This is a genomic window from Paenibacillus montanisoli (assembly GCF_003268025.1).
In the GTDB taxonomy this organism is placed as follows: domain Bacteria; phylum Bacillota; class Bacilli; order Paenibacillales; family Paenibacillaceae; genus Paenibacillus_Z; species Paenibacillus_Z montanisoli.
Window position 1 is genome coordinate 657,359 of the sequence record NZ_QLUW01000002.1, and the last position, 14,637, is coordinate 671,995.

Genomic DNA, 14,637 nt, shown 5'->3' on the forward strand with positions numbered 1-14,637 from the left:
GCCCATCTCCTCTTTTGACGAACCTGCAAAATTTTCGACATCGGTTTTACAAAAATATAAAATTTCTTTCAACAGTCAAATAAATTTTATGTCTCAAAGTAGTAAAATGCAAGCTGTTATTGGGTTTTCATCACATAGTTCTTTTCGATTATATCCATATCGGAGTGAGATTGAAATCCCGCGATTGTTCAGCCTGGTAGATGCTTTACCAAAAACTGCAGCGCGTTTCCGGCAAAGAACCGGCCAACCATTTCCTCCGAATAGCGTGCTAGAAGCGCGTTCTGAAGCTTATGCAGTTCACCGGGATGATTTAAATTCCGCACATAGGATTCAATCCCGTCGAAATCCGATCCGAACATCAGCTGCTTTTCTCCGCCTAGCTCGCATATCTTCTCTACGTGACGCAGCACGTCAGCTATTTCGGATTCGCCGATCGCCTTCACGAATTGCGGCACGAACGTAACGCCGATCATACCTCCTTGTTGAATGAGCGCGGCAATCTGATCGTCCGCGAGATTGCGCGGATGCGCACATAGACTTCTAGCATTCGAATGCGAAGCGATGCGCGGCCGAGGCGCGAACTGCGCCAAGTCCCAGAATGCGCGGTCGCTTAAATGAGATACATCTAACAGTATACCCAATCTATCACATTCTTCTACGAAGGCTCGGCCTTTTTTTGTAAGACCGCCTCCGCGGGGCTCCATGACCCCATCCGCGCCCCAGTTTGCATGATTCCAAGTTAGTCCTACTACCCTCACGCCTAGCAAAAATAAGATTCGCAGCATAGCGAGATCCCCATGCAGGCCGTCTGCCCCTTCCAATGACAGCATGGCCCCGATTTTGCTTCGATTCATAAGCCGCGCCGCATCCGCCGAAGACCGCACAAACGTCATATCCGGCACGGACAATATTTTGCGGTGAAACAGATCGATACTGTGCAGAATCGGCACCATCGACTTCTCCATCCGCTCAGGCACGTAAATCGCGAACGTCTGGAGCACGGCCCCTGCCTGGCGAAGCCGCGGCAGCGTAACATCTAGCTTGCCTGTATGATCCTGCTCAAAGGACAGCGACCGATCCTCCAGCAGCTTCCAAAGCACATCGCAATGAAAATCTACACTTCTAAAGTTCGGCATGAACTCAGCCTCCCGATCTCTTTATTTTCACGCAAAAAAACCTGCCTACATCGTAAACAGGTCGAAGAGTTCAAATTGAATTATTGGGGCGTCTTCTATCTAGGCTCGACGATCAGCTTGATGGCTGTACGGTCCTCGCCGTCGATGATGATGTCTGTAAACGCCGGGATGCAAATCAGATCCACTCCGCTCGGCGCGACAAACCCTCTCGCGATTGCAACCGCCTTTACCGCTTGATTCAACGCACCAGCCCCGATTGCTTGCAACTCAGCTGCCCCGCGTTCGCGTAGAACGCCGGCCAGCGCTCCTGCAACAGAATTTGGATTGGACTTTGCTGAAACTTTTAAGACATCCATGGATTGAACCTCCTCGGGAATGATGGATGAATACCACTATTTAGATAGATATTCGAGAGAGGTGAAATAATTCCTTCTTTAGCTCCTGCTATTTTAGCAAAATCTTCTGAATTATGAGAATTTTCATAGAGAAAAAGAAGATCGGCTGCTACATAAGCAGCCAATCTGTTTCTGTGAGTCGAATTTTCTGGATTTTCTTCGCCATTCCAGTAGACTCGTCGATTTCGACCGCGATGGCGTGCAAATGCCAATCGCCTTCATCCACTACGAACCGTGCCGGAAGCTGCGTCAGAAACTTATGCAACACGGCCGTACGCTCCATGCCGAGGATGCCATTCATCGGGCCGGACATACCGACATCCGTCAAATAAGCCGTGCCTCCAGGCAAAATACGATCGTCATTGGTTTGGACATGCGTATGCGTGCCGACAACGATCGAAGCGCGGCCGTCCAAATACCAGCCCATTGCGATCTTCTCCGAGGTTGCCTCGGCGTGGAAATCGACCAGGATGTTCTTCGTTTTCCGCTGCAGCTCTTCAATCAGCTCGTCTGCCTTGCGAAACGGGCAATCGATCGGAGGGAGAAAAGTTCGGCCTTGCAAGTTGACGATCGCAAGCTCTTTGCCGTTAGCTTTAATTACCGCGGCGCCTTGACCGGGAGCTTCCGCCACGTAATTGGCCGGACGGACAAGACGAGGCTGGTCATCGATCCATTCGAAAATGTCCTTGTTATCCCACGTGTGATTGCCCATCGTAATGCCGTGCACGCCGGCGTCAAACAGCTCTTTCACGATCGGCGCCGTGATCCCTCTGCCCGCCGCAGCGTTCTCGCCGTTGGCAATGATAATGTGCGGGTTGTATTTGGTTTTCAGCGCCGGCAGCACCTTCTTCAATGCGTTTCGTCCGACACTGCCGACGATATCTCCTATAAACAATACGTTCATAACACCATAACCTCTCTAATGACAAGGCTTTCAGAACAATTCCGTTCGGCGTTCAATAAGCCCTAATTAAGACTAGAAAAGTGGCCGACAAGCAGCCACTTTTCTAGTTCACTTGCTATTTACTTATTTCGCGTACTCGACGGCTCGCGTCTCACGAATGACGGTCACTTTAATATGCCCCGGATAATCGAGTTCACTCTCGATTTTCTTCGTAATATCACGTGCTAAGCGGAATGCTTCCGTATCGTCTATCTTGTCAGGCTGAACCATGACGCGAACCTCGCGGCCTGCTTGGATCGCGTACGATTTCTCGACGCCATCGAACGATTCCGAAATGCCTTCCAGCTTCTCAAGCCGTTTAATGTACGTTTCGAGCGTTTCTCTTCTCGCACCGGGTCTTGCAGCCGACAAGGCATCTGCCGCGCCTACAAGCATAGCGATAACGGATGTTGCTTCGCAATCACCGTGGTGGGAAGCGATACTGTTGATGACAACAGGATGCTCCTTGTATTTCTTCGCCAGCTCTACGCCGATCTCGACATGTGAGCCTTCCACTTCATGATCGAGCGCTTTGCCGATGTCATGCAGCAAACCCGAACGTCTTGCAAGCGTAACGTCTTCACCCAGCTCTGCAGCCATCAAGCCTGTCAAATAAGCAACTTCCATGGAGTGCTTCAACACATTCTGTCCATAGCTGGTACGATATTTGAGTCGACCTAGTATCTTGATTAGATCCGGATGCAATCCGTGCACGCCAACTTCATACGTCGCCTGCTCTCCGTATTCACGGATACGTTCGTCCACTTCCTTGCGAGATTTCTCGACCATCTCTTCGATCCGTGCAGGATGGATACGACCATCTGCAACGAGCTTCTCCAGAGACGTACGAGCAATTTCACGACGGATTGGATCGAAACCAGACAAGATGACCGCTTCCGGTGTATCGTCGATAATGAGATCGATACCGGTCAACGTTTCCAGTGCGCGAATGTTGCGGCCTTCACGTCCGATAATGCGGCCTTTCATTTCTTCATTCGGCAGCGCGACTACGGATACCGTAGTTTCCGCCACGTGATCGGCTGCGCAGCGTTGAATCGCGAGCGAGATAATGTCACGTGCCTTCTTATCCGCTTCTTCCTTCGCCTGCTGCTCGATCTCTTTAATCATTTGTGCAGTTTCATGACGCACCTCTTGCTCGACGTTCGTCAGGATGATTTGCTTCGCATCCTCCATCGTCAAGTTCGAGATTCGCTCAAGTTCCTGAAGCTGCTGCTTGTAAAGGGAATCGATTTGCTCTTGCGTTTCCTCGATCCGCTTCTCCTTGTTGGATACTTGTTCTTCTTTGCGTTCCAGCGCTTCTATCTTTTTATCCAACGACTCTTCCTTCTGAATCAGTCGTCTTTCAAGACGCTGTACCTCATTGCGACGTTCGCGAATATCTCTCTCAGCCTCGGTACGGAGCTTGTGGACTTCATCTTTCGCCTCGAGAACCGTTTCTTTCTTAAGCGCTTCGGCTTCTTTCCTCGCATTGTCAACGATTTGACTAGCGGCTTGCTCGGCGCTAGAAATTTTGGCCTCGGCGATCGATTTGCGAATAAAATAACCGACACCAAAGAAAATTGCACCAACAACGAGAGCGATCAGGATCCATGCCCATGTTGGCAGCATCATCTTCACCTCCTCGTTGTTCACCTAAGCAAACGCTTGGGATCGTATTTGGTTTTCTAGCCGGTTGTTAACCCGATCATACATAACTTAATTTGACGAAAATAATCGTTTCGAATCAATTTTTGGAAGGAAAATCGATTCTAGAATAAAGAATACAAGCTTATTTTATCTTTTGTGAAAATCAATTGTCAAGCATATGCCCGTCCTCGCCATCTTCTGCGGCGCGTACAACCGCTTTCACGGCATCTTTGACCGTATTCATCGGAAAACCGCGGCGAAGCAGGAATACGGCCAATTTCTGTTTTCTTTCACGAGGCTCTCCTTTAATAAAAGGCCATTTCTTTTCGGCTGCCCGAATCGCAGTCTCGGTTTCCGATTGCTCGTTCAGCTTCTGGGACGCCAGCTTCGCCGTGTCCTTGGCTATTCCCCGCTGCAAGAGCTCCTGCTGCAGCAGACGGCGGCCTTTCAGCTGCGTGCGCATCCGCTCGGATGCGTACATAGCCGCATAGAGTTTATCGTTCACCAAACCCTCCTGCGAGAGCCGCTCGATCGCTTTCGCCGCGGACTCGGCATCGATCTCCTTCCTTGCCAAGTAACGCAGGATCTCTTTCTCCGTCCGCTGCCTAACGCCTAAATAGGAAAGAGCGAGAATATAAGCACGGTGCCGGCTATCCTCTTCTACGATCTGCTTAAGCTCGTCGGGATGAATTTCCCTACCCTTCAGCAGTCTGAATTTGATCAATAAGTCTTCATGCACATTGGTATACGGTTCCGGTGAATCATTGACAAATAGTTGGTAGCGTTGTTTCGCTTTCCGATCCTGTTCCACGCCGGTAATAACAAGCACGTTCGATCCCTCCTTTACCGTGCAAGCTCCTGTAATAAATAGAGAAGCACCTCTTCAGGTGCTTCTCATGTAACCGGTTCAACTCGGCTTATTCCAAATCCAGATCCAGTTCGTCCTCGTCATCCTCACTGAATGCGGCTCCGCTCGCGGATGCAGCGGCAATATTGCTCGCCTCCCGAATTTGCTTCTCGATCGTGGCTGAAATGTCCTTATGATCTTTAAGGAATTGCTTCGCGTTCTCGCGGCCTTGTCCGAGGCGCTCGCCATTGTAGGAGAACCATGCGCCGCTCTTCTGGACGATATCCATATCGACGCCCATATCCACGATGCTGCCTTCTTTAGAGATGCCTTCGCCGTACATAATGTCGATCTCAGCTTGCTTGAACGGAGGGGCAACTTTGTTCTTCACAACTTTGATGCGCGTCCGGTTACCGACAACGTCGTTTCCTTGTTTAATCGATTCGATACGGCGAACATCCAGACGGATTGTCGAATAGAACTTCAAGGCGCGGCCGCCAGGCGTAGTCTCCGGATTGCCGAACATAACGCCGACTTTCTCGCGAAGCTGGTTGATGAAGATCGTAATCGTTTTCGATTTGCTGATCGCACCGGAAAGCTTACGCAGCGCTTGCGACATCAGACGAGCTTGCAAACCGACGTGGGAATCCCCCATGTCGCCTTCGATCTCCGCTTTCGGTACGAGTGCGGCAACGGAATCCACGACTACGATGTCGACTGCACCGCTGCGAACGAGCGCTTCGGCGATCTCCAAGCCTTGCTCGCCTGTATCCGGTTGGGAAAGCAGAAGTTCGTCGATATTTACGCCAAGCTTCGCTGCATAATTCGGATCGAGCGCATGCTCGGCATCGATGAAAGCAGCTTGTCCGCCGGCACGCTGCACCTCGGCGATCGCATGCAGAGCTACCGTTGTTTTACCGGAGGATTCCGGTCCGTATACTTCAATGATTCGGCCGCGTGGAAAACCGCCGATTCCAAGTGCAATATCTAACGCAAGAGAGCCGCTGGATACCGTTTCTACCTGCATATGTTGTGATTCACCGAGCTTCATAACGGAGCCCTTACCGAATTGCTTCTCTATTTGACGCAATGCCATTTCAAGTGCGGCTTTACGATCTGCCAACGAACCCACATCCTTCATAATTTATACTTTCATGATACCTTGTTTCGTTCGCTTTGACAAGAGTTTTTACGAACATATATTCTTATTTCTCGATTGGCCAAAAGAGAGATAAAAAAAAACCGCAGCAAAGTAATCTTCGCCACGGTTCTTCCGGTAACTAATGTCGATTATAGTCGATTGATATTCGTATGGCAAGCCTTATTTTAACAATCATGCTAGTCCGCATCTGCCGACGTAAGCGCCTGCCAGAGCCGATAGAGTATCGACTTCGCTGCGCGCTGCCTGATTATGGCTCTGCTGCCGCTCAAGTGAGCCGTATAGACGCGCGTCGGCTTGCCGCGCTCCGCCAACCCGAAATAGACGAGGCCGACCGGCTTTCCTTCCGATTCCGCAGGACCTGCTACACCTGTCAACGAAATGCCGAAATCGCTGTCTGCATGCTCGCGCACCCGTTCCGCCATTAGCGCAGCGGTAGATTCGCTGACCGCGCCGGGCGCATCCTTTCCCTCGAGCTGAGACATCGGAATGCCAAGCAGCTTGTGCTTCATCAAGTTCGTGTACGTCACGACGCCGCCGACAAATTCGCCACTGCTGCCGGGCACTTTCGTTATCAGCTGGGCGAACAGTCCTCCCGTAAGGCTCTCTGCGCTCGTCAGCGTTCGTCTTGAGGAGCGCAGCAGCCTGATGACAGCCTCCTCAAGGGGAATGTCCTCTCGGGCATACAAATGCCCTCCTACGCGTTCAAGGATCTGTTCCTCCGTTGCTTTCAGCCGGACCTCCGCTTCCTGCTCGCTAAGCGCCTTCGTCGAAATGCGGATGGCGACCTCGCCTTCTTTGGCATACGGCGCGATCGACGGATCGGACTGCCCTTCGATAAGATCGATAATGGCTTGCTCCAGACTCGATTCGCCAATGCCTGCGAACATGAGCAGACGCGAGTACAGCTTGCGTTCCTCGCCCATGACGGACCTGATCCATGCTTTAGCCGGGCCGTCGAACATCGTCTTCATTTCGCGCGGCGGGCCGGGCAGAAGCACATAGCTGGTTCCGTCGACGGTAAGCGCGTTGCCGACCGCAAGCCCCGCTTCATTGTCAAGTGGATCGCTGCCTTCGATGAGATGAGCCTGCCGGCGGTTGCTCTCCACCATATGAATGCCGCGGGAGCTGAACAACGCTTCGATCTTATCCATGGAAGGCTGATGGAGCTCAATAGAACGGCTCAAATACTCCGCCAGCGCATCCTTCGTCAAATCATCCATCGTCGGTCCCAGCCCGCCGGTAAAGAGGATGAGGTCCGCCCTCGTCCGCGCAAGCTCGATCGCCTGCCGGATCCGCCCTGCATTATCGCCGACGACGGTTTGAAAATAAACATCGACTCCAAGCTCCGCTAGCCCCTGGGATAAGTAGGTTGCGTTCGTATTGACGGTCTGCCCGAGCAGCAGCTCCGTGCCTACTGCAATAATTTCAGCGCGCATGACAACAGCTCCAATCTATGTATGAATGTGAAACAAAAACATCGGAAAGGAACAGCAAAGCACCACCCCTTCCGAACAGTTTACGTACGGACAGAAAGAGTGATGCTGTTTGACATAATGCGTCGTTTACGCAACCGGAATAAGATTTTTATTTTTGACAAAGTAGTCGTAGCCGGAGTAGACCGTGATGAGTGCCGCTGCATAGGCTGAAATTTGGTCAAACGGGAAATGCAGGAACGCAAACGGGAAATTGTTCAGTAATAACGCAATAATCATCGTAATTTGGACGGCCGTCTTCCATTTCCCCCACTTGCTGGCTGCCAGAACGGAGCCTTCAAGCAAAGCGATTTGGCGAAGACCGGTCACCGCAAATTCCCGGCTAATGATGACGATCGCGATCCAAGCGTCAAGCTTGGACATTTCAACAAGCGAAATAAGCACCGCCGCAACCAACAGCTTGTCTGCCAGCGGATCCAGCAGCTTACCCAGATTGGTGACGATTTTGTTCTTGCGCGCGATATAGCCGTCAAGTCCGTCCGTGCTGGCCGCCACGATAAACACGAGGGCGGCTAAAATCTGGTTCCATGTGATGGAGAAATCGTCAAAGGCGAGCGGCTTCAGATCAACGTTGATCAGCAGCAGCACCATTATGATAGGCACCAAAAAGATGCGGACAAGCGTGATGCGGTTGGCTAAATTCATGATAGCCCCTCCCCGGACATATCAAACTCGAAAGCGTGCGTAATCCGCACTCTTTGAATTTCGCCGATTGCAGCCTTGCAATTGGTAACGAACACTTCGCCGTCGATTTCCGGCGCATCGTATTCCGAACGTCCGACGTAAACGTCGCTGCGTCCGTCGTAGCGCTCAACCAGCACATCGATCTCTTTGCCGATATGCTTGCCGTTCAGCTCCTTGGACACTTCGCGCTGGATTTCCATCAGCGTATTCGAGCGCCATTCCTTCACGTCATCCGGCACTTGATCCGGCAGGCGCGTAGCAGGCGTATCCTCTTCGTTGGAATACGTAAATACGCCCAAGCGGTCGAACTTCATCTCGCGAACGAAGTCGCATAGACGCTGGAAATCCTCTTCCGTCTCGCCAGGGAAGCCCACGATGATCGACGTCCGCAGCGCAACATCCGGAATGCGGGCGCGGATGCGCGCCACCAACTCGCGCGTATCCCGCTGGCGCCCCGGACGGCGCATCCGCTTGAGGATCGAGTCTTCACTGTGCTGAAGCGGCATATCAATGTAGTTGCATACCTTCGGATTCGTTGCGATCGTTTCGATGAGCTCGTCCGTAAAGAAGCCCGGATATGCGTAATGCAAGCGAACCCATGCGATGCCTTCGACCTCGCTCACGCGGTTAAGCAGCTCCGGGAGCATAAACTTATCATACAGATCCGTTCCGTAATTGGTGGAGTCCTGTGCGATAAGGCTGACTTCTTTCACGCCCTGCTCCGCCAGCTGATGCACCTCGGCCACGATCGATTCGATCGAACGGCTGCGGAAGTTGCCGCGCATGATCGGAATGGAACAGAAGGTGCATGCGTTGTCGCAGCCTTCGGCAATTTTCACGTATGCCGTGTATCTTGGCGTAGTGACAAGGCGCGGAAGCTTCTGGTCGTAGTCGAAGACCGGATTGCCGACTTTAACCGGGCGTTTGCCGCGCAGCGCCTCATCAACGATATCCGTAATATGATGGAAATCGCCGGTTCCGACAATGCCGTCGATTTCTGGCATTTCCTCCATCAGCTGCTTCTTGTACCGCTGCGTCAGGCAGCCGGATACGATAAGCGCCTTTAGTTTGCCGGTTTGCTTGAATTCAGCCATATCGAGAATGGTATTGACCGACTCTTCCTTAGCCGCGTCAATAAATCCGCATGTGTTAACGATAATAACGGTGGCGTCATCGGCTTGATCCACCAATTGGTAGCCGCGCTGGTCAATTAGACCGGACATGATCTCCGAATCGACCAAGTTTTTCTCGCAGCCTAATGTTACGACTTTCACTCGTTCTGTCATTGTTGTATCCCCCAAACCCCTCCGTAAAGCTATCCTAACAAGTATAATACATGGCATATGCAGTGTCAAAATACGAAAAAGTCCCGAACCATGTCGCTAGGAGAGCGAGAGATAGGGACTTTTCACGCAAAATGGCTTGGCTTACAGCTTAGCGGTAGTTCGTGAATTGCAAGTCGATTTGCAGATCGGCGCCGCGCAGCATCGCGATTACGGCTTGCAGATCGTCGAGGCTCTTGCCCGTAACGCGGATCGAGTCGCCTTGAATTTGGCTCTTCACTTTAATCTTGGAATCGCGGATCAAGGTATTGATTTTCTTCGAAATATCTTGTTCGATGCCTTGCTTCAGCTTGATCTTCTGCCTTACCGTTCCCGAGGATGCCGGCTCCAGCTTGCCGAATTCCATATTTTTGATCGGAACGCCGCGCTTGATCATTTTGGACTGCAAAATATCGATCACGCTCTTCAGCTTATACTCGTCATCGGATACGACGACGATGTCATCCTTCTCGAGATTGATGCTGCTCTTGCTGCCCTTGAAATCAAAGCGCGTCTCAATCTCCCGAACCGCTTGCGTTATGGCGTTGTTCAGCTCTTGCATATCGACCTTCGATACGATATCAAATGAATTTTCTGCCATCTTCCTTGCACTCCTTTACTTTCTTTGTCACGTATTATAACGCATCTCACTTCGCAAGAAAAGGCATTCCACCCTGCTATTCCCAGGATGAATGCCTTTATCCGTTACGGCGTTGTCGTTTGCGCGCCTTCCGTTGTCGTTGCCGGAGGCGCTGCCTCTTCGGCCGGATCCAGCTGCATCCGGTGACGCGTCGCTTTGTTTCCATCCTCCAGCGCTACGCCGTCGACCGTTACTTCCACCAGATCAGCCCGGCCGATATTGATATAAGCCGGTCCGGTTATGTCCACGACCTCGGATCCGCCGGATTTATCAAACATTTTTTGCAACAAATATTTGCCACTGCTATTTTTGTCCCGGACTCCGACCCAAGCGGGTCCGTTCGATTTGATTTCGATCTTATGCGCGCCTGCAGGCGACACCTTGTAGTAATCAGTCGAGCCGGACGAACGATCGAGCGTCAGCGTCGTAGTAGGGGCAGGCGGTTCGGGCGTCTGCTCAGGCGTAGTGTCCGGCGTCGGCGTCACTTCGCCTGAACCGTTTCCGTTCAAGGAGCCGTTCTGCGAAGCCTCGTCGTTGTTTTTGACCGTATCCTTATCCGGATTCGTCTCGGGCGGCTTTACTTGATCCGTCATCTTCGTCTGATCGGCGGAATCGGCATTATCGGTGCTTGGTTGTTTTATGGCATAGATATAAACCAGAACGACAATCAACAGCAGAAACGACCACATAAGCGTCCGGAATCCCCATCGGCTCCAGCGGTCGGTGGAGTGCGACTGGGAGCGGCGCGGCCGTTGGACGGGTTCAACCACTTGCTCGGATACGTTCGCAGGAATTTCATTATTGTACAAACGAAGCACTTCTTCTGAGTCCAACCCTACCGCTTCCGCATAGTTCTTGACGAACGCGCGCACGTAGAAGGAACCTGGAAGCACGCTATAAGTGCCTTCCTCGATCGCTTCAAGATAGCGTTTGCGTATTTTCGTTAGTTCTTGGATGTCATCCAAAGTCAGCTTGCGCTGCTCCCTCGCTTTCCGCAGCAAGTCACCCAAATCCGACATTAACCACACCTCCTTAATTCATCAAAAATCGTTGAAGCCCATCGTAAATGATTCATACGAAATTTCCTCGTCCGGCGTATTGCGAAGCTCGATGATATAATCGAAATCGCTATATTCATACGCAGATTCCTTCACGAAAATATCCGGATGTTCAATAACCTTCGTCGAAGGCATCGCCATAATCTCTTGCAGCAGCGCATGATGCTTTTCATTGGAACGAATGGTGCTGACAATCCCGTCAATAATAAAAATATTGTTCGGCGTCATCTCCTCTTCGGACAACTGACTGCGAACCGTCTGCCGAAGAAGCGTCGAGGAGACGAACGTCCAGCGCTTATTCGAGCAAACGCTGCCGGCGATAATGGATTCCGTCTTTCCTACGCGCGGCATGCCGCGCAAGCCGATCAATTGATTGCCTTCACGCTTGAATACTTCGCCAAGAAAGTCGACAAGCATCCCCAGCTCGTCCCGCGTAAAACGGAACGTTTTGCGGTCGTCGGAATCGCGTTCAATATAGCGGCCATGACGAACCGCCAAAATGTCAACGAGCTTTGGCTCGCGCAATTTAAGCACGGTAATATTGTCGACCTTTTGCAGCATGCGGCCGAGAATCTCGATCTTCTCGTCGTCGTTCGTTTGCAGCAGCATGCCGCGAGTGCGGTTCTCTACGCCGTTAATCGTCAAAATATTGACTTCAAGCATGCCTAGAAGCGAGGCAATATCGCCAAGCAAACCCGGGCGGTTCTTATGTATGCGGTACTCCATGTACCATTGTTTGAATTCCATTAGGACACCTCTGGGGAGGAATATGTTATTAGGTTAATATAATGCAATAATTATCACTTGATAAAAAAATATTCTACAATATTCGTCAATATCCTGCAACCTTCTCCAAAACATTACAGAAAAGCCTCCGTTAACGGGAGGCTTTTCTCGTGGAAGGTTTACGAATGTTGTACAAGCTTGACCATCAGGCCAGCAATCGTTTTTCGTTCCTGCTCGTCGCCGACATCCCAAAGCTCCTTAATTGCGCGCTCCTGCTCGTTTTTAGGATCGACCTTTTCGCCAAGGAAGGAGCCGATCTCGTAGGCAAGATTCGAAATAGTCTCTTCGTTTAAGCCCATTCCCTTTGCTTGACTTATACGGTCATTCAAAAAATGCTTCCATGTTTCATAGTTAGAAAGGACTGACATTGTTGATGTTCCTCCTTTGCATGCTAGCCGTTTATACGGCAACAACCGTATTGTACACGCAATGGGGAAATCTTATTCGGCCTTTATCATTATTGACAGTACTGGTTTAGTGAAATTCAATTCAGGTCAGCCATCCGCCGTTTGGACTAATGATCTGGCCTGTAATATAGGCCGATTCAGGCAATGCCAAGAAGTAAACGAGCGAAGCAATTTCTTCAGGCTGGGCAAAACGGCCTACCGGAATTTCCGACTCCAGTGCGGTTTTCTCGTCTGCATTAAGGTTGTCCAGCATAACGGTATCAACCGCTCCCGGCGCAACCGCGTTTACCGTAACGCCGGATGGCGCAAGCTCTTTAGCCAGCGCCTTTGTAAAAGCATTCATGCCGCCCTTGCTGGTTGAGTAAAGCACCTCGCATGATGCGCCGGACATCCCCCAGATGGAGGAAACATTAATGATGCGGCCGAAGCGCTGAGCAATCATCGCCGGCATAAAGAGCTGCGTACAGAGAAACATCCCTTTCAAATTGACGTTCATCACTTCATCCCAAGCTTCGTCCGTTACGTCCGCCAGCATGCTGTAATGGGCGATTCCGGCATTGTTGACGACAATATCCGGTACCATCCCCCGCATCTCCAGCTTTTCGCGCATGCGAGTGAGCTGCTCTCTTGAACGGATATCCGCCGTCACTGTGAGCACGTTCGCAGCGCCAAGGCGCATGCAGCTGCGCGCCGTTTCGTTGGCCGCTTCATGCGCCTGGTTATAATGGATAACGACGTTCATGCTTTCCGCGGCGAATCGGCGCGCAATGGACGCCCCGATTCCGCGGCTTCCCCCGGTCACGAGCACCGTCATTTCCTTTAATGTCTTCACGCTGGGTCTTTCGACACAATCGATACCGCCATACGGTCCCAGTTGAAATGGCTGCGAAGCCGTTCGTTTGCCTCTTCAAGCGTAATGCTCTCATAGACCGGCAGCAGCTTGAACAGATCTGCGCCGCGGAATCGATAGCGTGTAAATTCTCCGGCGATCGCTTCTGGGGAATTAAGCATGCGAAGATAACCGCCGATTTTTTTGCGTTTGGTTCTTTCGAAGGATGCTTCATCAAGACCGCTTGCTTGCGCACCTTCGATTGCCGTACGAAGTCTGCTGATCAGCTCGTCAGGATCGCGAGTCTCGCCGCCCATCACGGAGAAGGCATAATCCTCGCTGCTGTTAAACTCATGGCCGAACGAATCCGATATCAAACTATCGTCATACAGCGCGTGGTAAATCGGCGAACTTGAGCCGATAAGCGCATCAAGCATCAGCTTTGTAGCCAGCTCTGTGCGAAGCAGTTCTTCCGGATTCAGAGGAGCGCGATTCTCTTTGAAACCGATCATGCATTTCGGCATGGAAACAGGCAGTTCGGCAGTCTTCCGCGGAATTTTCACCGTTTCCGGTTCCGGGTCGAAAAATCTCCTAATCTCCCCTTGAGGAGTGAACGTCTTGCGCGCCTGATTATCGCGAACCAGCTTGATAACCTCTTCCGCTTGGACACCGCCAACGACAAAGAGGAACATATTCGACGGGTGGTAGAACGTTTCGTAGCAGCGATACAGCGTTTCTTTGTCGATCTTGTAAATCGAATCGACGGTGCCGGCAATATCAATATGAATCGGATGCTTGTGGTAAAGCGCATCGATCAATCCGAAATAGACTCGCCAGTCGGCGTTGTCCCGGTACATATTGATTTCCTGCTCGATGATGCCTTTCTCCTTCTCGACATTCTCGTCGGTGAAGTAAGGATTTTGCACAAAATCAAGCAGTGTCTCTAAATTCGCATGGATTTGTTCCGTTGCCGAAAACAAGTAGACGGTACGGTCAAAGCTCGTATAGGCATTCGCCGAAGCGCCTTGCGATGCGAACGTTGCGAAAATATCGCCTGTCGGCTCTTCGAACATCTTATGCTCCAAGAAATGAGCAATCCCGTCAGGAACCGAAATCGGCTCTTGACCGCCGACGGCAAACCGGTTATCGATCGACCCATATCGAGTCGAGAATGTCGCGTAGGTTTTGCTGAAGCCTTCCTTGGGCAATACGACGACTTCAAGCCCATTTGGCAGCACTTCACGGTAAAGCGTCTCCTGGACGCCTGGATAAGCTAACGTTTCCATCG

At 51.3% G+C, this 14,637-nt stretch carries 15 protein-coding genes; all 15 read right to left on the minus strand.

Annotated features, from left to right (window positions below; genetic code table 11):
* Nucleotides 1-188: 188 nt before the first annotated feature.
* The 15 genes from DL346_RS12315 to yfmH all read right to left on the minus strand — a co-directional run bounded on the left by DL346_RS12315 (nucleotide 189) and on the right by yfmH (nucleotide 14,635).
* Complete coding sequence (locus DL346_RS12315) at nucleotides 189-1,136, minus strand: dipeptidase (protein ID WP_112882410.1); 948 nt, start codon at nucleotides 1,134-1,136, stop codon at nucleotides 189-191.
* Between the two features lie 95 nt (nucleotides 1,137-1,231).
* A complete protein-coding gene (locus DL346_RS12320) occupies nucleotides 1,232-1,492 on the minus strand; it encodes a stage V sporulation protein S (protein WP_090574265.1) in 261 nt (86 codons plus the stop codon).
* 148 nt (nucleotides 1,493-1,640) lie between these two features.
* Entirely contained in the window at nucleotides 1,641-2,435 is a 795-nt protein-coding gene (locus DL346_RS12325) for a TIGR00282 family metallophosphoesterase (protein ID WP_112882411.1), read from the minus strand.
* A gap of 123 nt (nucleotides 2,436-2,558) precedes the next feature.
* Nucleotides 2,559-4,103, minus strand: coding sequence for a ribonuclease Y (rny, locus tag DL346_RS12330; RefSeq protein ID WP_206098533.1), 1,545 nt, complete (start codon nucleotides 4,101-4,103; stop codon nucleotides 2,559-2,561).
* Between the two features lie 181 nt (nucleotides 4,104-4,284).
* Nucleotides 4,285-4,950, minus strand: coding sequence for a RecX family transcriptional regulator (locus DL346_RS12335; protein ID WP_165822495.1), 666 nt, complete (start codon nucleotides 4,948-4,950; stop codon nucleotides 4,285-4,287).
* A gap of 88 nt (nucleotides 4,951-5,038) precedes the next feature.
* On the minus strand, nucleotides 5,039-6,091 hold the full coding sequence (recA, locus tag DL346_RS12340) for a recombinase RecA (RefSeq protein WP_112882413.1): 1,053 nt from the start codon (nucleotides 6,089-6,091) through the stop codon (nucleotides 5,039-5,041).
* A 215-nt stretch (nucleotides 6,092-6,306) separates the two neighbouring features.
* Complete coding sequence (locus DL346_RS12345) at nucleotides 6,307-7,566, minus strand: competence/damage-inducible protein A (RefSeq protein WP_112882414.1); 1,260 nt, start codon at nucleotides 7,564-7,566, stop codon at nucleotides 6,307-6,309.
* A 126-nt stretch (nucleotides 7,567-7,692) separates the two neighbouring features.
* On the minus strand, nucleotides 7,693-8,268 hold the full coding sequence (gene pgsA, locus DL346_RS12350; protein WP_112882415.1) for a CDP-diacylglycerol--glycerol-3-phosphate 3-phosphatidyltransferase: 576 nt from the start codon (nucleotides 8,266-8,268) through the stop codon (nucleotides 7,693-7,695).
* Nucleotides 8,265-9,593, minus strand: coding sequence for a 30S ribosomal protein S12 methylthiotransferase RimO (rimO, locus tag DL346_RS12355; protein WP_112882416.1), 1,329 nt, complete (start codon nucleotides 9,591-9,593; stop codon nucleotides 8,265-8,267). The genes pgsA and rimO overlap by 4 nt, the downstream gene beginning before the upstream one ends.
* Before the next feature lie 148 nt (nucleotides 9,594-9,741).
* The gene (locus DL346_RS12360) at nucleotides 9,742-10,230 is read right to left on the minus strand and encodes a YajQ family cyclic di-GMP-binding protein (RefSeq protein ID WP_112882417.1); all 489 of its coding nucleotides are present in this window, start codon (nucleotides 10,228-10,230) and stop codon (nucleotides 9,742-9,744) included.
* A 104-nt stretch (nucleotides 10,231-10,334) separates the two neighbouring features.
* Nucleotides 10,335-11,288, minus strand: a complete 954-nt coding sequence (locus DL346_RS12365) for a helix-turn-helix domain-containing protein (protein ID WP_112882418.1) — start codon at nucleotides 11,286-11,288, stop codon at nucleotides 10,335-10,337.
* Between the two features lie 21 nt (nucleotides 11,289-11,309).
* On the minus strand, nucleotides 11,310-12,074 hold the full coding sequence (locus tag DL346_RS12370; RefSeq protein WP_090976411.1) for a DUF3388 domain-containing protein: 765 nt from the start codon (nucleotides 12,072-12,074) through the stop codon (nucleotides 11,310-11,312).
* Between the two features lie 158 nt (nucleotides 12,075-12,232).
* Nucleotides 12,233-12,481 (minus strand): DUF3243 domain-containing protein, encoded by a 249-nt coding sequence (locus DL346_RS12375; RefSeq protein ID WP_112882419.1) that lies wholly within the window; start codon nucleotides 12,479-12,481, stop codon nucleotides 12,233-12,235.
* A 121-nt stretch (nucleotides 12,482-12,602) separates the two neighbouring features.
* Nucleotides 12,603-13,334 carry an elongation factor P 5-aminopentanone reductase gene (gene ymfI / locus DL346_RS12380; protein ID WP_112882420.1) on the minus strand — a complete coding sequence of 244 codons (732 nt, stop codon included), beginning with the start codon at nucleotides 13,332-13,334 and terminating at the stop codon, nucleotides 12,603-12,605.
* A 14-nt stretch (nucleotides 13,335-13,348) separates the two neighbouring features.
* Entirely contained in the window at nucleotides 13,349-14,635 is a 1,287-nt protein-coding gene (gene yfmH / locus DL346_RS12385; protein WP_112882421.1) for an EF-P 5-aminopentanol modification-associated protein YfmH, read from the minus strand.
* Nucleotides 14,636-14,637 lie beyond the last annotated feature (2 nt).